Raw genomic sequence first — 19434 nt, 5'->3', positions numbered from 1 at the left:
TTTTAAGCCTTTTTTGCACAACGCCCGCCTTGGATGCGGGCGTTTTTTATATCTCTATATTTTTTTCACGGAGATTAGTAATACATTCCTGCATATATTTTTCATCATGCTCCTTGTAAATAGGACTTGTCTTTTTTATTTTCTTTAGGTCGGCGTATGGAGGACATTTTTTGCCTCGATAGTTTTTATCTAACCATTCTTCCGAAACCTTATACCCTCTTTTGTTCATCTCTTCCATTACCAGTTCGTGATATTGAAAAAGTTTGTAGGGTGAGTATAAAAATACATAGTCCACAACAGAATGCTTTTTGCCCCAGCCGTTTCCTCGCAATGCACAGCATTCTCTGTGCTGCCCCAATAGCTGTTGTGCGGGTAATCTGTTTATCAGGTTTTGATGCCATAGTCTCATGTTAACTTTCCTCTTCCTTAAAAATATTTGAATCTTCTAAATATTTATTAGGATATTTTTTTAGCAAGGTTAAAAGATAGATTAAAATTTCTTTTTTATTTATTTTTCCATATTTATATAGTTCAATCATATTTAAAAATTTTTCTTTTGCGTTTTTTTCTGCGCAATTTTTAAAATAGCCCCATATGTGCTGAAGGGAATTGATTACTTCTTTTGGGTTTTCTTCAAGTTTAATGGCTTGATCAATTAGGAGCTGCACTTCATCAGGGGCTATGTCTTCTTTTTTTAAAAGCTCTCTTATATCCTTATAAATTTTTTGAGACTTGCTTAAAACCAAATACTTGTTTTGCGCCCAGAGCTTTTGGCTGATTTTTTTATTATCATTCATTAATCTTATCTTTAAAGCTTAACTGTAGCATGGGATTCATTTTTTTTCAAGCATTTTTTCACAAAATTCCATATTTTTGTATATAGTTTCGCCGATTGACAAAGGCTTCTATAATAAATAAAATTAAGGCCGATGAAAACGAATAATTTGATAAGCAATTTTCACACCCATACTTATTTGTGTAAACATGCTGAAGGGAAGCCGATCGATTATGTAAAAGAAGCGATTAAGGCCGGCTGTTCAGCCTTAGGTTTTTCAGACCATTGTCCCTATCCCGATTCTTCGTGGGATTATTGCCGTATGGGGGAATATGAGGTAAACCTCTATAAGAGCATGGTAGAAGAAGCTGCCATTGATGCGCCTTTTCCCGTATATTTCGGTTTTGAGTGCGAATGGCATCCCCGCTATAAGAGCTGGTACAAGGATTTTTTGCGGGAGGAACTGAAGTCGGATTTTTTGGTTTTGGGTTCTCACTGGTATGATGTAGACGGCCGCTTGGAATATGCGCCGACCCTTACAAAAAAGGAGCTTTTCGGTTACATTGATTTTACGATTGAAGGAATGTCATCAGGTCTTTATAATTTTTTAGCCCATCCCGATCTTTTTTTAGCTGATGTTTCAAATATAGATTCAGACCATCTGGCCTGTTCAAAGACCTTGATTCAGGCGGCAATTGATCTTGATGTGCCTATAGAAATAAACGGCTACGGTACTTTTAAAAGAAAAATTGTACGTGCCGGACGCGATGAGTTTATTTATCCGGTTAGGCAATTTTGGGAACTTGCTTCAGATATGGGGGCAAAGATTATCTGTAATTCTGATGCTCATTTCCCCGAGCATACTATTTTGGGCTGCAGGAATGCAATAGCCTTTGCAGAGAGTATTGGGATTAAGCCTATGGATACTGCCGAAGCCCTCGGTTTCCGGAGTATCAATGGATAAGGAAACTTTGAGAGCTCTTCATGTTATAGTCAAAGGAAGGGTTCAAGGTGTGGGATTCAGGTATTGGACCCGTTCTCTTGCAAAGAGCCTCAATGTAAAGGGACGGGTTCGAAACCATGCCGATTACTCTGTTGAAATTATTGCCGAAGCCGATACCGGTACTTTGGGAGAATTCCTTTATGCTCTCAAGCACGAGCATCCTTATGCCCGTGTTGAAAGCCTAAATTCAGAAGAGGTAAGGGCTAGAGGTTATACAGACTTTCGGATTGAAGTGTAACTAAACCTGCCGATTGTGCCTCGTAAAAAAATTATTCTGCCTTATCGTACTTTTCTCCGCGGGTAACCTTTCCCATCATAAGCCATGCGAGGAGGAAAAAACATGCACAGTATACAAAGACTGCTCTGTGCCCTGCAAAGTCGATTATAAGACCTGCAAGGAAGGGGGCCAGTATTGCAGCTCCTTGAGAAAATGTATAGTATAAGCCTGTGTAAAGTCCTATGTGTGAAAAGCCCGCCATCTGCCAAAGCATGGGGAAGGAGTTGGCTATTATACAGATCCAAAAAATACCGAATACAAACATTAAGCCCCAAAACAGGTATTTTATTTGTCCTTCTGCAAGGCCTAAGATACCTGCAATTTCGATTAAGAAAAATTGAGCCAAACACAAACTCGCAACAACTACCAATGCGATTCTTATCATTCTTTTTCGTCCCCACTTACTTGCAGCATAGCCCATTGGAATGGCTGATAGGGCTGAGGCTATTCCTACCATTCCTGCGGCAAAGGCTCCCTGTCCTGTCGATACACCGAAATGTTTTATACTGTACTCCGCGATGTATGGCAGCATTCCCTGATAGCCTAGGAACCATAAGAAAAGCGAAACAAGAACAAATAGAGCACTCTTATCTGGCTTTTCCTCGTCTTCGATTTTTCTACCTGCCAATACGGTTTTCATTGCCTGTATAAACGGCACTTTTTTTTCTTCTTCATTTTCAGAAGAATCTGGCGGCGGAACATTTTTTTCTTTTACAAAAAGAAAGAGCATTAGGGTTGCAAGAATAACTAAAAGACCCGCTGCCGGAAATGAAAGGACATCCTTTGTATGCCCTATAATTGGAAGGACAGTATCTACATCCATTAGACGGGCTAAAAATAAGGTTCCCACTATTGCTGCAATGTTTCCCATAGTATTTATGACTCCGTTCCCTTGAGAGCGGAACTCGGCAGGAACAATGTCCGGCATTAAGGCGATTACGGGGCCACGCACCGATTGCTTAAATAAATTCAGAAGGGCAAGAATAATTATCAATGCCGCCAAAGAATTTTTTGCTGCATATGGAATAAAGCTAAAAGTAATTGCCGACAATGGAAGCAAAATTATAATCCACGGCATTCGTCTTCCTATTTTTGTACGGGTTCTATCCGACCATGCCGAAACGATGGGGATTAATAATATTGCCAGAATATTATCGATAGACATCAATATTCCGACAAGCCATTTAAAAGGAATATAACGGCTTAAAAAAATCGTTACATAACTGTCATACAATGGATCCATGAGTCCCATCGTAAAAAAACCTGCTCCGATTAAAAAAGTTATCGGAAGGTATTTTCTAAATCCTTCTTTTTGTTTCATAGCTTCTCCAATATTTATTTAATACCTTAACAGTATAAACTATATTTGCTATAATAGCTATAGTAAAAATAAAGATTATTTAATTTATGAGGAAAAGGAATATGCATAAAGAAATTTTGCCTAATGCAAAAAGACCTCTTCTTTTTGGTCATCGAGGAGTTTCAAGTTTAGCTCCTGAAAATACGATTGCGTCATTTAAAAAGGCTGTAGAGCTGGGGATTCCAGGCGTGGAGCTGGATGTGCATTTAACCAAAACCGAAGAACTTGTGGTTATTCATGATTCCTCAATTAAGCGTACAGGAAGAATTTATGAAAACGGAAAAATTATTGAGGCTCCTGATCTAAAAGTGGAAGATTTATCTTGGGAAGAATTACAAAAATATGACTTCGGTATTTGGTTTTCAAAAGAATATGAAGGCGAAAAAATTCCTTTACTTTATGATGTCCTAAAACTTCTAGGCTCCGATATCTATGTCGATATAGAAATAAAAATAGATAACTTAAAATATAAGGGAGTTGTAGAAAAAACTTATCAGGTTTTAAAGGATATTTTAAAAATTTTACCCGACAATCCTCACCGGTTTTTGGTTTCTTCTTTTAATCCATTTGCTATAAGATATTTTTCAAAGATATGTTCGGATATTCCTACGGCGTTGATATACGATAATCATCCCGATAATCTCTTTTTTTTAAAAAAGGGCAGGGGGCTTTTATTTTGTAGGCCGGATATTTTAAAGCCTTCTTATAAATGCTTTACGAAAAAGAAAGATAAAGAATCTTGGTGTTGGACTGTTGACGATAAAGAAAAAGCCGAGGTCCTTATCAAAAAAGGAGTAACGGGGATTATATCCAATCGCCCTCAGGATTTAAATCAAGATTAAGACTTCCATTTTTATAGGTTACTCCATGGTCATTGTTGATTCGATAATTTGAATAAATCCGCGCTTGTTGTACCAATTTATTGCCGTTTTATTTTTTGATTCGACATCAAGATAAATTTCCAAATCTTGATTTTTAAAATAATTTATAACTCTATTTATAAGAGATATTCCGATTCCGCATTTTTGATATTTTTTTAGAACCGCAATAACACTGATATAAGCCGAATTTTCTTTTATAAAAGAAATAATAAAACCTGCGTACTCTTCATTATATTTTGCAATAAAACAAGAGGCGGGATTAAAAAGATCTATTTTATACCAATCACTTTCCCATGCCTTATCGCAAAAGGCATCGGCATATATTTGAGGAATAATATCTTTATGTTTAGACTCATTAAATTCTTCGATTTTAATGTTTTTATTTTTATTATCCGAAAGTTTTTTAGGTATTCGATATTTAATCCAGTCCGGCATCTTGTTGCTCCTTAAAATTAACTGTTACTTGCCTCAATTAAGATATTTGAATGTCTTTAATCTTGTTTAAAATACTTTGCAGTGTAAATGAATTTAATTTTTTTTCGAGGGTGGCTTGAGCATCCAAAAAATAGCCGTCAAGCAAGAAATTTATTTTTTGTGCAACAGGACATTCATTCGGCGGTGTGTCATGTATTTTAAATAGTTTTCCGTCCTTTATTGATTCTACTGCATTAAAGATATCGAGGAAGGTGATTTGAGCTGCCTTTTTTTTTAGTGCAATACCGCCTGTCCCCTGAGTAATTTCTATAAGGCCTGCATTTTTTAATGCACTCATAAGTTTGCGTATAACTACGGGATTTGTCTTTACACTTTCGGCAAGAAAATCGCTCGTTACCTTATACTTATCTTTAAAGAATTCAACGCAGAGTAGGATATGAATTGAAACCGAAAATTTTGTTCCTATTTGCATAAGCCGTCCTAACCGAATATCTTTTTCATCTTATACTAAAACTATATAAGATACAATAGGTCAAATTAATGTTTTTAGACACTCACAATAGGACGGCTATTGAATCGTTATTTTATAAACTTACAACCGAAAAATTATCTTGAATGAATTTTCCATTTTCTACTTCATCAATCATAGCGATGGCGTAATCGGCATAGCTTATTGTGCTCTCTCCATTCGAGTTGAATGGGAGATCTTTACCTGCAAGTTTATATTTTCCGGTACGTTTACCTTCTGCTTTAAAATCTAAGGGCGGTGATAAATAAGTCCACAAAACATCTTTTCTTTCCTTTAATTCAAGAAACGCATCCGTTTCTGCCTGTGCTAAAGGACGGAATTCTTCAGGGAAATTGGGAGCATTAAGTAAGATTGTTTTGTGCTCCTTATCTGTGTAGAGGCAACCCGCTCCTCCGACTATTAAAAGACGGATTTTAGTATTTTTTACGCAATCACATAAATGCCTTAACGAAGTGATGTGCCGGTCAAAGGTTTCAGGTGTCCACGCTCCAAAGGCATCGATAACTGCATCAAAACCTGTCAAATCTTCAGGTTTTAGATCAAATAAATCTTTTTGTAGAACCTTTGCCTTTTTGTTTTTAGCACAAGGCTGTCGGATGATGGCAGTTACATCAAAGCCCCTCATTACAGCTTCATTTGTAAGACAATGACCTTGTTTTCCATTTGCTCCAATAATTGCAATCTTTTTCATTAGAACCTCCAATGTTTTAATACTATAGTTGTAACTATTATTGTTACATCTATAGTATAAGCTTTTTTAGATGTAATGTCAATGGTTACAACTAAAATTTTCTAAATTCTTTTATAGATTTTATTTGAGATTTATATATAGTCCTTTTTTTATTTACAAATTATGAATTACACGGGTATGTCGAAGTAGAAAATCTGACACGGATGTCCGATTTTCAACGGTAGTATACTAATACTCTTTTTTTTAATATAATGTATATATGAAAACTACTAAAATATGTTCTTTATTTTTAATTTTGGTGAGTCTGTTTGTTTTGTTGACAGGCTGTGCGAGTATGTATATTCACGGTTCTACTCCCGTTCAAAGGGCTGTATCTGCTGCCGACCTCCTTATTGGCGGCAATGTATCTGATGATTATATACGGGTTTATAACACCGAGGTCTCTAAGGCTGAGCGATCGATTATGGATATGATTAGCAAGGCTGAAAGAAACGATATATATTATGCCGATATTGCAGATAATATTTCCGATTGGATGCTGCTTTATAGCCGTATTTCTACTCTTCAAAGAATGTATCCCGAAGGCTTAAGGGGAAAGAGAGAATTTGCTGTTTTTGAGACAAGAGATTACAGCAATTTAAAGGATACAGCTTATACTAGAGCAACGGAAGCTCTTTACAATGAGGCTTTACGCATTGTGCAGATATCAGGGAACGATCCTAAAAATATTTCTAAGGCATTAGCTAATTTAAAACGTGCAAAAAAATATTCCCACCATCTGGATAATGAGATAGATTCGCTGGGTGCAGAGACGGCTTATAATGCGGCCGAAGCTCTGGCTTATACAAATAAACCCGACAATCTTCTTCAAGCATCGGAATACTATATGCTTGCAAATTCATGGATTTCGGGATATAGGGGCTCTTTGGAAAAAAGCCGGCTTGCAAAAGAAAAGGCTGCTTATTTTTATATTGAAGAAGGTTCTTATAACCTAAAGCTAAAAGATTATACCGCTTTCCGCCATGCAAAAGCCTCTTTTAAAAAAGCGGAAAAAATAATTCCGGGTATAGCTTCAAGAGAAATTGCAGAAGTAAACCGTAAGCTTACAGTTAGACTTGCTATTGTGAAGCCGGATAATAATTATACTGATGAGGATAGAATACGGAGAGCAATAACTTCCGAACTTGTTTCTGCAAACTCAGGGCCAGAAATTATAGAAATAACTTTTATCAGAGGCGGTATTAATTCTATATTTAATCTTATTGATATTCGAGATGCAGATTTAGCTCTGATTCCTTCCGATAACTATGGAAAGGTTAAAGAGATATACGGACCTGTATATCCTGTAAATAAAAACGTATCAAAGACTATAAACGGAGTTGTATATAACGGTATAATAATGGAACAAAGTCAGCTTGTTACCGTTTATGCTCAAAATGATTTTGTCCTATACGATATTAGAACGTGGAGAAAAACAGAGCTGCGTTATTTTAGCACTGAAACAAATAAATTGTCTAAAAATTTTACGGCAAGATATTATAGCGGTGCGCCTGAAGCAAAACCTACAGATTTTGATCCCGGATTTTTATATGAATCAGGGCAATATAAAAGATTTTTTCCGGAATTGATGAATGAAAAAAATTCTATGAATTTGATTAATAACTACGGCTCTCTCAGTTCATATGGAAAAGAATTATGTAATGTAATTAGAAACCTGCAATACATAGAGCGAAGGTAATTAAGATTATGGAGTTGTAGGGTTATTCTAATTAGGCGCTTTGAAGTTATATATAGGTTTTACAAAATCTTTTACATCGGCAGTCGGCTTAATGTGTTTTAGAATTAGATTTTTATTTTTATAAGCGGAGGGCGCTTCATCTAAGGTATTTTTTGTTGCAGTTGTTGTAAATATTCCGGCACTTTTCATTTCCTTCTGAAAGTCTTTTAGTGAAAGTTCATTAAATGCTTTGGAGCGGGACATAATTCTTCCCGCTCCATGAGGTGCCGATTGGTTGTAGTCATTATTCCCTTTTCCTTCACAAAATGCAAATCCGTCACGCATGTTAAAAGGAATAATAAGCCTTTCATTTAATCCGGCTGAAGTTGCTCCTTTTCGGATGATGCCGTCCTCACCTATAAAATTATGAACCGATTCTACAGTTTCTTCAATTTCAGCATTTAAAAATTGTAAGATTAATTCTATCATTTTTTTTCGGTTTTCTTTTGCATATTTTTGAGCAAAATAGGTTGCTCTTAGATAAGCTTTTCCCTCATCACTTTCTGTAAATAAGTATTCCAAATTTTTATCTTCAGGTGTGAGGAGTTTTTGTTCATCTAAAAGCTGCTGTGCTTTTTTTTGATAAAAGACGGCAATCTGAAGTCCTAAATTTCTGCTTCCCGAATGAACCGTGAGCCATAATCTTCCTTGAGAATCTTTTCCAAGCTCTATAAAATGATTTCCGCCTCCTAAAGTCCCTATACTTTTTAAAGCTCTGTCCTCATCCATATGAACCTTTTTTGATTCTTCTATAATTTCTTCTTCAAATTCTTTATTGTCTATTTTTATGTTCCTATGAACGGCTTTTCCATGAGGAATATTTTTTTTGATAAAGCTGTCCAGTTCTGCAAGATCCGGATTTTTTATATTAAGCCGAGCTGAAAGAATCCCGCAGCCGATATCTACTCCCACAATGTTTGGAATTATATATTTATCTATATTCATTGTAAAACCAATAACGGCTCCCTTGCCCGCATGGCAGTCCGGCATTATTGCTATATTTGTGCCTTCAAAGGCCTTATGATTGAGAAAGGTTTTAATTTGTTTTTCGGTTTCGGAATCGATTGAATCGATCATTACACTAGCTTTGTTGTATGTTCCTTCAATTACTTGCATAAGTGTATTTTAACATAAGGGAGATAAAAAGTCAAATTGGATTTTATGAAGAACAACAAGACTATTGCGTGAGGGAAAAGCTTTTTGCTGTTTCCGCCTTAATCTTTTAACTGCTAAAACTGTCCGGCTCGGTCGGTTCATATTATTAAAAATATTTTTGAATATTAACTATTAAGCAATTTCTGTTTTTGAGTTTCAAATTCTTCTTGTGAAAGAAATCCTTTTTCAACCATACTAATAAGCCGTTCTAGCTGATCTGCAATATCAATAGTTGATGATCCATTTTGTACAGCTTTTTGAACATTCGCTTCCGATGATCTAGTCTTTCTGTTTTCTATTGCATTATTGACAGCATCAACAAAAGGTTTTACTGATTCTTTAGTACAGTTTTCAATTATCATTCTTGCTCCACCATGCCAAATTTCAATTGAACCCAACAACAAACCTTTATTATATGATATTGAATTGATTTTATCCAAAGACATTTCAGTTTGCTTCATACCAAAGAACATTCCTTTATCTAAAAGGATTATTCTTTCTTCTGTGCAAACAATCAGCCATGTGGTTCCATCCATCAAACCGGAAGTAAGATAAAGAATATGTTCAGAATCCTTCATTATTTCCGGTAAGCAGTTTATCTCTTTTTTTGTTCCAAATAAATCAACATCGCCTAGAGCTTTAATTTCTGCTTGTATTGCTTCCAATGTTTTCATTTTATCTCTCCATCTTATCTATATTTTTTATATGCTAAAATTTCCCGGTATACCCCATCTGTTTTAATTTTTTTTGTGTTAATAGAGGAAGCTGTGTACCTAAAAATATATTATTACCGAAAAACTCGATTTCAAGTAGTGTGTCAGGAATAATCAATTCTTTATCTAAAGCATTTAATGAGAATTTTTTTAAAAAATATAAACTCAAAAAATCTATCATAAGCTGACCTTAGCATAAAATATCTATTCTGTCAATCGCTGTGAATAAGTATTAAGAAATTTTATAGCTCATTGCTCTTTTATCTTTTAATTAAGGAGAATTTTAAATGATAAATTTTCAAACTCCCGAGCACCGGGTTAGTATGGTGTTGTACAAGAACCGTTTTGATAAAACGGGAGAATCATTTTATGGTCGGGTACATCGCAGTAATAAGATGCTCAGTCTTGAAAATCTTATAAGTTTGATTGATGAACGGGATACGGGCATATCGGCACATTTGGTACCTGCCGATGCTCCGCCTCTGTGCCTGCGGTTTACTCCTTCTGCGGAAGTAAACAAAAGCTTAAAAAAGCTTTCGGTTTCGCTTGTAGTACAGTCTCAGCACGATCCTCAAATCGATGCAGTAAGGGATTTATTCAGTCAAAAAGATAATGAGATTATTATTTGCGGAAACGGATTTTTATCTAAAAGCGGTGTAGGTTTGGCGGAAAAGCTGTTTGCTGTTTCGCCTTAATCTTTTAACTGCTAAAATTTTTCGGCTAATCCTGTAAAAAGAATTAGCCGGATTTTTATGGGACTGCTCCTATGAAATGATTCGTTTTATTTGCATATTAAAGCGGGCACAGAAATTCATGTGCTCGCTTTAATTTTTACTTACCTTTTACACTACGGTATGCTTCATATAAAACAAAAGGCATCATTCCTATTTCATCAACTCCGGTCGGTTCATATTATTAAAAATATTTTTGAATATTAACTATTAAGTAATTTCTGTTTTTGAGTTTCAAATTCTTCTTGTGAAAGAAATCCTTTTTCAACCATACTAATAAGCCGTTCTAGCTGATCTGCAATATCAATAGTTGATGATCCATTTTGTACAGCTTTTTGAACATTCGCTTCCGATGATCTAGTCTTTCTGTTTTCTATTGCATTATTGACAGCATCAACAAAAGGTTTTACTGATTCTTTAGTACAGTTTTCAATTATCATTCTTGCTCCACCATGCCAAATTTCAATTGAACCAAACAACAAACCCTTATTATATGATATTGAATTGATTTTATCCAAAGACATTTCAGTTTGCTTCATACCAAAGAACATTCCTTTATCTAAAAGGATTATTCTTTCTTCTGTGCAAACAATCAGCCATGTGGTTCTATCCATCAAACCGGAAGTAAGATAAAGAATATGTTCAGAATCCTTCATTATTTCCGGTAAGCAGTTTATCTCTTTTTTTGTTCCAAATAAATCAACATCGCCTAGAGCTTTAATTTCTGCTTGTATTGCTTCCAATGTTTTCATTTTATCTCTCCATCTTATCTATATTTTTTATATGCTAAAATTTCCCGGTATACCCCATCTGTTTTAATTTTTTTTGTGTTAAAAGAGGAAGCTGTGTACCTAAAAATATATTATTACCGAAAAACTCGATTTCAAGTAGTGTGTCAGGAATAATCAATTCTTTATCTAAAGCATTTGATGAGAAATTTTTTAAAAAATATAAATTTAAAAAATCTATCATAAGCTGACCTTAGCATAAAATATCTATTCTGTCAATCACTGTGAATATGTATTAAGAAATTTTATAGCTCATTGCTCTTTTATCTTTTAATTAAGGAGAATTTTAAATGATAAATTTTCAAACTCCCGAGCACCGGGTTAGTATGGTGTTGTACAAGAACCGTTTTGATAAAACGGGAGAATCATTTTATGGTCGGGTACATCGCAGTAATAAGATGCTCAGTCTTGAAAATCTTATAAGTTTGATTGATGAACGGGATACGGGCATATCGGCACATTTGGTACCTGCCGATGCTCCGCCTCTGTGCCTGCGGTTTACTCCTTCTGCGGAAGTAAACAAAAGCTTAAAAAAGCTTTCGGTTTCGCTTGTAGTACAGTCTCAGCACGATCCTCAAATCGATGCAGTAAGGGATTTATTCAGTCAAAAAGATAATGAGATTATTATTTGCGGAAACGGATTTTTATCTAAAAGCGGTGTAGGTTTGGCGGAAAAGCTGTTTGCTGTTTCGCCTTAATCTTTTAACTGCTAAAATTTTTCGGCTAATCCTGTAAAAAGAATTAGCCGGATTTTTATGGGACTGCTCCTATGAAATGATTCGTTTTATTTGCATATTAAAGCGGGCACAGAAATTCATGTGCTCGCTTTAATTTTTACTTACCTTTTACACTACGGTATGCTTCATATAAAACAAAAGGCATCATTCCTATTTCATCAACTCCGGTCGGTTCATATTATTAAAAATATTTTTGAATATTAACTATTAAGTAATTTCTGTTTTTGAGTTTCAAATTCTTCTTGTGAAAGAAATCCTTTTTCAACCATACTAATAAGCCGTTCTAGCTGATCTGCAATATCAATAGTTGATGATCCATTTTGTACAGCTTTTTGAACATTCGCTTCCGATGATCTAGTCTTTCTGTTTTCTATTGCATTATTGACAGCATCAACAAAAGGTTTTACTGATTCTTTAGTACAGTTTTCAATTATCATTCTTGCTCCACCATGCCAAATTTCAATTGAACCAAACAACAAACCCTTATTATATGATATTGAATTGATTTTATCCAAAGACATTTCAGTTTGCTTCATACCAAAGAACATTCCTTTATCTAAAAGGATTATTCTTTCTTCTGTGCAAACAATCAGCCATGTGGTTCCATCCATCAAACCGGAAGTAAGATAAAGAATATGTTCAGAATCCTTCATTATTTCCGGTAAGCAGGTTACCTCTTTTTTTGTTCCAAATAAATCAACATCGCCTAGAGCTTTAATTTCTGCTTGTATTGCTTCCAATGTTTTCATTTTATCTCTCCATCTTATCTATATTTTTTATATGCTAAAATTTCCCGGTATACCCCATCTGTTTTAATTTTTTTTGTGTTAAAAGAGGAAGCTGTGTACCTAAAAATATATTATTACCGAAAAACTCGATTTCAAGTAGTGTGTCAGGAATAATCAATTCTTTATCTAAAGCATTTAATGAGAATTTTTTTAAAAAATATAAACTCAAAAAATCTATCATAAGCTGACCTTAGCATAAAATATCTATTCTGTCAATCGCTGTGAATAAGTATTGTATAAACTAATTTTTATTTATAAATCCTTCTGCATTATAATCTCATCTTCGTCTTTGTCGATTTCATAAAAGCCGAAATTTTCATAGAGGCGTTTTGCAGCTATATCTCCTTCAACATAGCAAAGCTGAATACATGAATATTTTTTCTCGGCTTCTATCATTGAAAGCCATTTTTGTAAAGCTGCTTTTCCTAAACCTCTTCCTTGACTTTTTTTATCTATCATAAATTGATCCATGATACAGACAATTTTTTCACCGTCAATCCAATCCCGCTGCATTATAAGACCTATGGGTTTATCCGAATGATATACGGCAAAAACTTTTGCATTTTCTTTTCTGTAAACAAAGGCTCTTGCAAGGATTGTAACGTTTGAGGCTGCAAAATTTTTTTGTTCTTCTTTTATGGAAAGAGAATTGATTATTCTCCAATTATCGGGAGTAACCTCTTTAAATTCAATATTATCGGGAGTAGGGTGGTTAGTTTTCATGTGACAGCTTTAAATTCCCTTCATAATCAAGATCGCCGTCCAAACCGAAGACTTTGAAAATTGCATTCTTATCTTTTTTGTTTGCCGGATTATTTAAGCTGCCGCCGGCTGCGGGATAAAATGGAGTGTTTGATTTTGCTTTTATACATTCTTCCAATTTGTCTATCTCCAAGAAACAACCTATTAATTCCGCTCTGTAATTTTTATGATACCAGTCTTCATCCTCGTATAGAGCATATTCTTTTAAAGACATTTCTTTATATATCAAGCCGTATTGAAGATAGGCAATATCTCTATCTTGATAATTTATACTCTCGCTTGTCGATATCGGAGCATCATTTAAGTCTTGATACGTAACTTTTTTGTTTCCGATAATTTTATATTCGCCGTAATAGATATTGTTATCCATAAGGGGCTGAGCAGGGAGGGATAAGTTTTTTTCCAATTCATCAAGATCAATGTTGATGCTGTCGCTTATTTTATGATAGACCTTTACAATTAAAGCTGTGCCCATCAAATTGTTAAGACCGTAGTTTTTATTCTTTTTAAATTCGGGTGTTTTTCTTAATTTAACAATATCGATTAAAATTTTACCGAAGCCGTATTGGCGTCTTCCTATTTTAAAAGCAAAGATATCCCCTTCCTTATATTTTTGATGCTCTCTTTTTTCATTTTTAAAATTTTCCAAATCTGCTAAATCTTCTTTCGATGTTTCCTTTATCCATTTTTCAATCCAAGAATTGAGAGCCGAAGCCTTGCTTTCTTCTAACCTTTCGGAATAATATGTTTTTTGTGTGGTGTAGTTTCCTATGCAAACATATCTGCTTCCAAATGAAAAATATAAGCCTATTCCTCTAAATGATTGAGTTGCTGTAAAGTTTAATTTTTTCGGTTTTCCTTTTGCCGTTTTAGGAAGTACAATGGTTCTGTTTTCGGCGGTTTCAATATTAAGCTCATTTTCCTTATAGTAAAAAGCCTCGCCTTCACAGTCCGATGCCGATATTTCTTTTTTGATAACATCGCCATCAAAGTAATAGAGGGTGCCTTTTATATCCATTACTTCCCAGTGCTCTTCAATCGGATTTAAACCCAGATATTTTCTTTGCTCGTTGGTTAAAATAAATTGTTTAGTCATGTTTTTCCTCCTCAAGCCGGTAAAATTTTATATAACCAGTCTCTCCAGATATGAAAATATTTTAGAAACGGCCTGCTTGTTCTCTTCGGTCATGTTCATAGCTCTGTCTATCTCGCTTGCAATAAGATTTGATTTTTGATTGATCGCATTCATATTATTGCTTATGTTTTTAGAAATGTCTACAAGCCTGGTCATTTCAATTTTTTTTGCCATTTTGTTATGCCCGATCTCAAAAGTCTGAATTCCCGTATTATCAAAATAGATATGGGTATTGCACTCAGCATTTCAATGAGGAATGTACCATAATAGATCCCTGCGATACCGATAAATATAGGAAGGATCAACATTATCGGAATGTAAAACACGATTTGCTGTAAAATCCCCAATATTGAACTGAGCTTTCCTTTGTTGACGGCAGGAAAAAAAGCTAGGGCAAAGAAGACTAGGGGCATAACCGGAAGGAGAGCCATGTAAATCCTAAAATAGGAAATATTGTGAATGCTTAAGTGCGGATTTTTCATCATCAAGGAAACCGATGTTTGAGGGAAGATAAGTATTAAAATCCATAATGGAGCTATCAAAATAAGGGCTGCAAATACAAATCTCTTAAAAGCTGAAATAAGACGTTCCGTTTTATCTGCTCCGAAATTTATTCCTATCATGGGAGAGAGGGCAATCATGAAGCCCCCTATCGGCTGTAGTATAAATGAAAAGATGCGGGTAATGATTCCGTAAAAGGCAATGTCATCCTGTGAACCGTAGTGGTTTAATACATTTAAAACTAAAAGCATTTGAATAGTTCCCATAAACTGCATTATAAAACTCGCCAACCCCATCGAAATAATCTTAGATATAATTTCTCCGTCCATTCTGATTGTAAATATGGAAACAGGAGAATCGATTTTCTTTTTTGCAAAATAAACGGTACTGATGATAGCTTGTACCGCCATACCGATATTTGTTCCTATGGCGGCACCTTTTATGCCGAAACTAAAAATCACCATGAGTGTATAATTTGCACATCCATTTACAATCAGGCTTATCCCCATAATTGCCGCTGCGGTTTTCATTTTTCCTTCGGAACGGATGAGGTTATTAAGAGCAATGGCATATATCCAAATCGGAGTGCCCCATAAAATGGTGCGGTAGTATTTGCCTCCATGTATTAGGGCATTGCCTCTTCCGCCCATTAAAAAAAGAGTTTGCTCCGAAAAAAAAATCCTAAAGTCATTACGATTACACTTATTATAAGTGTCAAAAAATTGACATTGCCTAAAATCTTTTTTTGAATATTTTTATCTTCCGCACCGATTGCAATACTTAACAAAGTTCCGGCTCCCGAGCCTATGAGAATACCTAAACCTATTATCGTTATGATTGGAGGCAGGGCTACCGAGATACCCGCAAAAGCTCCTTCTTCGGCAAAATGTCCGACAAAGATTCCGTCCAGTACATTGTTTGCTCCCAGTAAAATCATTGCAATAACGGCAGGCCATGAAAGATCAAAAATAACCTTCCACAAGTTTCCGTTTAAAATAAATTCTTTTTGCTTTTCATTTTCCATATTGTAAAAATTCCTAAATCATATAATGCGGAATTTAGCTGTCTTTGTCAATAGTTTTTTCTATTCTCAAATCAATTCTTGACAATAGTCAGATAAGCTGTTATAATTCTAAATGTTAGCTTATGCTTACGAAAGGAGGCCTTAATTGTTTAGGTTTATCATAAAACGAAAAGTATATTTTGTGCTTTTTTTTGTTTTAAGCGGAATCGATTTGTTTTTTACGATGAAGTTTCAACTATGGAAGGGGCAGCTTCTTGATACGGCCTTAGGGAAAACCGCTTATTCTCTTTATACCTTGATGCTCTTGTGTTTAGGAGCGATGGTCTTTGCTTCTTTATTTTCTTATCTTTACAGTCTTGTAAAATCGAAACTTGTGGTAACTGCCGAGGCCGATTTACGGAAAACTTATTTTGATGCCCTTCTTAAAAAAACGATAGGAGAATATATCAACATCCCTGAAGGAAAAATAAGTGCCGATTATACGGATAAGATAGATGTGATACGTACTCAGTATTTTTATGTTTGGACGGCTTTGGCCGACAGTGTCTTGATATTCTCGGTAACGGTAATAACCCTTTTGACAATAAATATACAGGCGGCCATTGTTACCGTTCTCTTATTAATGATTCCTCTTATTGTTCCGACTGTTTTAAAAAAGATTTTGGCTAAGGTTTCAAAAGAAAAGATGGAGGCAGTCGAAAAACATTTTTCAGCTGTGAGAACTTGGTTAAAAGGAATTGATATTATAAAAGTTTTTTCTTGTGAGCAATATATAATTTTCAGATACGATAAGATAAACGAATTTTTAAGAAAAAAACAAATGGATTCCATAAATGTAAGTTGTCTTGAGATAGGGGTAAGTTTTTTTGTATCGGCTATCGTTAATTTGCTTATGACGGCTTATTGTGCATATTATGTTTATAAGGGTATTTTTTCTATCGGAGAATTTTATACCATAATGAGCCTAATCGCAATTCTGTCCAGGCCCATGTATTGGACAGCGAACTTATTAAAGACTTTCTTTTCTTCCCGTCCTGTCCGTGATGCAATGATTGAATTTATAGATGCTAAAACGGAAACAGGCGAAATAGGAAACTTAAACGGATTTAACATTGATGCTGTAGGCTTATCGTTTTCATATAATGAAAAGAAGGTTTTAAATAATACCGATTTTACATTTAAGCAAAACGAAAAAATTTTGATCCTAGGAGAATCGGGTTCAGGAAAGTCTACGATAATGCGGCTCCTTTTGGGAATGTATGCTCCGGATTCCGGTTCGCTTACAATAGGCGGAGCTGCTCCGAAAAAAATAAAAAATATTGCCGATATAATTTCGATTCAGCAACAAGAAGCCTATATCTTTAAAATGAATCTCTTGGATAATTTGTTTTTAGATAAAGACATAAGCGAAGAAAGAGTAAAAGAGGTTCTTGATTCCTTAGGTTTAAATAAGTACACGCAAGATAAATATTTAAAGGAAACCGTCATAGGGGAAACTTACGGTTTTTCAGGCGGAGAAAAAAAGCGCATAAGTATTGCAAGAGCTGTTTTGCATAAACGCCCGATAATGATATTCGATGAACCTCTTGCCAATATCGATGATGAAAATATTGAACGGGTAAAAAAATTAATTTTCGGTATAAAGGATTCTACCGTAATAATTATTTCGCACATTGCAGATGCAGAAACAAAAAAAATGTTTGATCGAATTTATAAATTTGATACAATTGAAAGGAGATTATATGAAGAAGCTGTCTAATCTTGAAAAATCGTTTATATTTTTGGCTCTTCTATTTTTAATTTTTTCGACAGCCGCCGTTACGGCTTTTTCATGGCTAAGCGGAAAAATAGCCGATTCTGCCGTAAGCAAGGATATTGAAAAAATAATTATCTTTGTATCTGCATATTTTGTTGCAATACTGGTGAGGGGAGGAGCGCACGGGCTTTATTCTTATTTTTTCGGCAGGTTTAAAACAAACCGTTTGAAACTTTTACGGCAAGGTCTTTTTCATTCTTGGGTAAAAGCCGACTATGAAGAATTCTATAATATTGAAGAAGGGAAGAAAATTTCTTATTATCAACAACAGCTTCCTTCTCTCGACGGAATATACTATCAGTCCTTCTATGGGATGGGACAGATTCTTATGGAAACGGTTTTTGCTTCTGCCTTATTTTTATATGTTAATATAAAATTGGCTATTGCGGGGCTCTTTTTTATTTTTATTACTTCGATTATTCCTCAAGTTTTTAAAAAGCTCTTGGATAAAACTCAATCCGAATCCATAGAAAGCGTAAATGAGCACATGGGAGAATTTTCCGATTGGTTAAAAGGCTTTGAGGTAATAAAAAATTACGGAAGTGAAGTCCGTTTTCAAAACCTCTTAAATAAATCGGTAGAAAAGCTGGCAAAAAAACAATTTTCGGTTTCAGCAGCAAATGTTGCATCACAGAGTCTTTCATTTTTTGCATCTCAATTAAGTATAATTGCAGTTGCTTTTTACGGCGTTTATATGATTAATAAAAATGAATTAAGCATAGCGGAGTTTATGATGGCTAACGGCTTGGTTGTACAGCTAAGGTCTCAAGTTTATTATATCTCTATGTATGTGAACCGCTTTATTATGAGTAAGGTTATTTTTGAAGGTTATAAGACCTTGATAGTTAAGGAACCGGAAGAAAAAAAGATTGAAGCCGATATTTCTTCGGGCGATATATCGTTTAATGATGTAAGTTATGCTTACAGTGAGCTGCCTGTTCTTCAAAATGTAAATAAAAAATTTACCGACAAGGGTATACATATCATTTACGGAGAAAGTGGAAGCGGAAAATCTACTGCGATGAAAATTCTTTTAGGTCTATTAAAACCTAAAGGCGGAAACATAGTATTGGATGGAAAAAATATTCATTCCATAAAAAACAGGTCAGATCTTATTTCGTTTTTAGCCCAAGAAGCCGTTTTCTTTGATGATACCTTAAAAAACAATTTAACATTAGGCGAAGATATTGCAGAAGAAAAAATATTCGACTTAATGGAAAAATTGGGTTTGGAAAAATTCGCAAATACGGAAGCCTTAAATATGGACTTTACCCACATCGAAAACAAATTTTCAGGCGGTGAGTTAAAGCGTTTAAGCTTTGTGCGCACCCTCTTGAGGGATACGCCTGTAGTAATTTTCGACGAACCCTTTGCAAATATAGATGCTCAAAATATAGAAAGAGTCGAAGACATTATTTTAAGTCTAGATGATAAAAAAGTTTTTATCGTAACCCATCAGCTTAACGAAAGGATCAAAGAAAAAGCCTCTTCCCTCTGGAAGATAGGAGCTTGATGGTTGGAGTAATGGATAATTACAGTCTTATTGTAATTATCCA

Annotated in this window: 24 protein-coding genes and 1 pseudogene; 8 read left to right on the top strand and 17 right to left on the bottom strand. The window is 34.8% G+C overall.

Annotation, left to right across the window (positions count from 1 at the left end; all coding sequences use genetic code 11):
• Nucleotides 1-46 precede the first annotated feature (46 nt).
• Nucleotides 47-409, bottom strand: coding sequence for a TIGR02328 family protein (locus tag HYB91_RS09010; protein ID WP_002672197.1), 363 nt, complete (start codon nt 407-409; stop codon nt 47-49).
• Nucleotide 410: 1 nt separating this feature from the next.
• The gene (locus HYB91_RS09005; RefSeq protein ID WP_002677150.1) at nt 411-797 is read right to left on the bottom strand and encodes a YbgA family protein; all 387 of its coding nucleotides are present in this window, start codon (nt 795-797) and stop codon (nt 411-413) included.
• Between the two features lie 132 nt (nt 798-929).
• Between HYB91_RS09005 and HYB91_RS09000 the strand changes: the two genes are divergently transcribed.
• A complete protein-coding gene (locus HYB91_RS09000) occupies nt 930-1739 on the top strand; it encodes a PHP domain-containing protein (protein ID WP_002677152.1) in 810 nt (269 codons plus the stop codon).
• Nucleotides 1732-2016, top strand: a complete 285-nt coding sequence (locus HYB91_RS08995) for an acylphosphatase (protein ID WP_253719481.1) — start codon at nt 1732-1734, stop codon at nt 2014-2016. The genes HYB91_RS09000 and HYB91_RS08995 overlap by 8 nt, the downstream gene beginning before the upstream one ends.
• 31 nt (nt 2017-2047) lie before the next feature.
• Here the strand turns inward: HYB91_RS08995 and HYB91_RS08990 are convergent, their stop codons facing one another.
• Nucleotides 2048-3376 (bottom strand): MFS transporter, encoded by a 1329-nt coding sequence (locus tag HYB91_RS08990; RefSeq protein ID WP_002677156.1) that lies wholly within the window; start codon nt 3374-3376, stop codon nt 2048-2050.
• A 101-nt stretch (nt 3377-3477) separates the two neighbouring features.
• Here HYB91_RS08990 and HYB91_RS08985 point away from each other — a divergent pair, with 101 nt between their 5' ends.
• Nucleotides 3478-4257: a glycerophosphodiester phosphodiesterase gene (locus HYB91_RS08985; RefSeq protein ID WP_002677158.1), complete on the top strand. Its 780-nt coding sequence runs from the start codon at nt 3478-3480 to the stop codon at nt 4255-4257.
• 18 nt (nt 4258-4275) lie between these two features.
• Here HYB91_RS08985 and HYB91_RS08980 read toward each other — a convergent pair whose 3' ends face one another.
• The 3 genes from HYB91_RS08980 to HYB91_RS08970 all read right to left on the bottom strand — a co-directional run bounded on the left by HYB91_RS08980 (nt 4276) and on the right by HYB91_RS08970 (nt 5951).
• Nucleotides 4276-4731 (bottom strand): GNAT family N-acetyltransferase, encoded by a 456-nt coding sequence (locus HYB91_RS08980; RefSeq protein ID WP_002677164.1) that lies wholly within the window; start codon nt 4729-4731, stop codon nt 4276-4278.
• 37 nt (nt 4732-4768) lie between these two features.
• A complete protein-coding gene (locus HYB91_RS08975) occupies nt 4769-5203 on the bottom strand; it encodes an Rrf2 family transcriptional regulator (RefSeq protein ID WP_002677166.1) in 435 nt (144 codons plus the stop codon).
• Nucleotides 5204-5315: 112 nt separating this feature from the next.
• The gene (locus HYB91_RS08970; protein WP_002677168.1) at nt 5316-5951 is read right to left on the bottom strand and encodes an SDR family oxidoreductase; all 636 of its coding nucleotides are present in this window, start codon (nt 5949-5951) and stop codon (nt 5316-5318) included.
• 259 nt (nt 5952-6210) lie between these two features.
• Here HYB91_RS08970 and HYB91_RS08965 point away from each other — a divergent pair, with 259 nt between their 5' ends.
• Nucleotides 6211-7689 carry a hypothetical protein gene (locus HYB91_RS08965; protein WP_002677169.1) on the top strand — a complete coding sequence of 493 codons (1479 nt, stop codon included), beginning with the start codon at nt 6211-6213 and terminating at the stop codon, nt 7687-7689.
• 27 nt (nt 7690-7716) lie between these two features.
• On the opposite strand, the gene HYB91_RS08960 is transcribed toward HYB91_RS08965, so the two are convergent.
• From HYB91_RS08960 to HYB91_RS08950, 3 genes are all read right to left on the bottom strand, one after another.
• Complete coding sequence (locus HYB91_RS08960) at nt 7717-8844, bottom strand: RtcB family protein (protein ID WP_002677170.1); 1128 nt, start codon at nt 8842-8844, stop codon at nt 7717-7719.
• A gap of 164 nt (nt 8845-9008) precedes the next feature.
• Entirely contained in the window at nt 9009-9557 is a 549-nt protein-coding gene (locus HYB91_RS08955) for a PH domain-containing protein (protein WP_253719480.1), read from the bottom strand.
• A gap of 34 nt (nt 9558-9591) precedes the next feature.
• Nucleotides 9592-9777: a hypothetical protein gene (locus HYB91_RS08950; protein WP_002677179.1), complete on the bottom strand. Its 186-nt coding sequence runs from the start codon at nt 9775-9777 to the stop codon at nt 9592-9594.
• Between the two features lie 106 nt (nt 9778-9883).
• Between HYB91_RS08950 and HYB91_RS08945 the strand changes: the two genes are divergently transcribed.
• The gene (locus tag HYB91_RS08945) at nt 9884-10291 is read left to right on the top strand and encodes a hypothetical protein (RefSeq protein ID WP_002677176.1); all 408 of its coding nucleotides are present in this window, start codon (nt 9884-9886) and stop codon (nt 10289-10291) included.
• Between the two features lie 239 nt (nt 10292-10530).
• On the opposite strand, the gene HYB91_RS08940 is transcribed toward HYB91_RS08945, so the two are convergent.
• Both HYB91_RS08940 and HYB91_RS08935 read right to left on the bottom strand, forming a co-directional pair.
• Nucleotides 10531-11079: a PH domain-containing protein gene (locus HYB91_RS08940; RefSeq protein ID WP_002672164.1), complete on the bottom strand. Its 549-nt coding sequence runs from the start codon at nt 11077-11079 to the stop codon at nt 10531-10533.
• Nucleotides 11080-11113: 34 nt separating this feature from the next.
• Complete coding sequence (locus tag HYB91_RS08935) at nt 11114-11299, bottom strand: hypothetical protein (RefSeq protein WP_002677174.1); 186 nt, start codon at nt 11297-11299, stop codon at nt 11114-11116.
• Between the two features lie 106 nt (nt 11300-11405).
• Here HYB91_RS08935 and HYB91_RS08930 point away from each other — a divergent pair, with 106 nt between their 5' ends.
• A complete protein-coding gene (locus tag HYB91_RS08930; protein ID WP_002677176.1) occupies nt 11406-11813 on the top strand; it encodes a hypothetical protein in 408 nt (135 codons plus the stop codon).
• Nucleotides 11814-12052: 239 nt separating this feature from the next.
• On the opposite strand, the gene HYB91_RS08925 is transcribed toward HYB91_RS08930, so the two are convergent.
• The 6 genes and pseudogenes from HYB91_RS08925 to HYB91_RS13015 all read right to left on the bottom strand — a co-directional run bounded on the left by HYB91_RS08925 (nt 12053) and on the right by HYB91_RS13015 (nt 16062).
• Entirely contained in the window at nt 12053-12601 is a 549-nt protein-coding gene (locus HYB91_RS08925; RefSeq protein ID WP_002677172.1) for a PH domain-containing protein, read from the bottom strand.
• A gap of 34 nt (nt 12602-12635) precedes the next feature.
• The gene (locus tag HYB91_RS08920) at nt 12636-12821 is read right to left on the bottom strand and encodes a hypothetical protein (protein WP_002677179.1); all 186 of its coding nucleotides are present in this window, start codon (nt 12819-12821) and stop codon (nt 12636-12638) included.
• 71 nt (nt 12822-12892) lie between these two features.
• Nucleotides 12893-13363, bottom strand: a complete 471-nt coding sequence (locus HYB91_RS08915) for a GNAT family N-acetyltransferase (protein WP_002677181.1) — start codon at nt 13361-13363, stop codon at nt 12893-12895.
• Nucleotides 13353-14498 carry an immunity 26/phosphotriesterase HocA family protein gene (locus HYB91_RS08910; RefSeq protein ID WP_002677183.1) on the bottom strand — a complete coding sequence of 382 codons (1146 nt, stop codon included), beginning with the start codon at nt 14496-14498 and terminating at the stop codon, nt 13353-13355. The genes HYB91_RS08915 and HYB91_RS08910 overlap by 11 nt, the downstream gene beginning before the upstream one ends.
• Nucleotides 14499-14525: 27 nt before the next feature.
• Entirely contained in the window at nt 14526-14711 is a 186-nt protein-coding gene (locus tag HYB91_RS08905; protein WP_002677185.1) for a hypothetical protein, read from the bottom strand.
• A pseudogene (locus HYB91_RS13015) lies at nt 14690-16062 on the bottom strand (MATE family efflux transporter). Before HYB91_RS13015 ends, HYB91_RS08905 begins: the two are co-directional and overlap by 22 nt.
• Before the next feature lie 145 nt (nt 16063-16207).
• Between HYB91_RS13015 and HYB91_RS08890 the strand changes: the two are divergent.
• Complete coding sequence (locus HYB91_RS08890) at nt 16208-17821, top strand: ABC transporter transmembrane domain-containing protein (RefSeq protein ID WP_253719479.1); 1614 nt, start codon at nt 16208-16210, stop codon at nt 17819-17821.
• Nucleotides 17805-19391, top strand: coding sequence for an ABC transporter transmembrane domain-containing protein (locus HYB91_RS08885; RefSeq protein ID WP_002677193.1), 1587 nt, complete (start codon nt 17805-17807; stop codon nt 19389-19391). The genes HYB91_RS08890 and HYB91_RS08885 overlap by 17 nt, the downstream gene beginning before the upstream one ends.
• Nucleotides 19392-19434: the final 43 nt, after the last annotated feature.

Source organism: Treponema sp. B152 (assembly GCF_024181665.1).
Taxonomy (GTDB): Bacteria; Spirochaetota; Spirochaetia; order Treponematales; family Treponemataceae; genus Treponema_B; species Treponema_B denticola.
The sequence above is the reverse complement of the archived record's forward strand: the minus strand, read 5'-3'. Positions and strand labels throughout refer to the sequence as shown.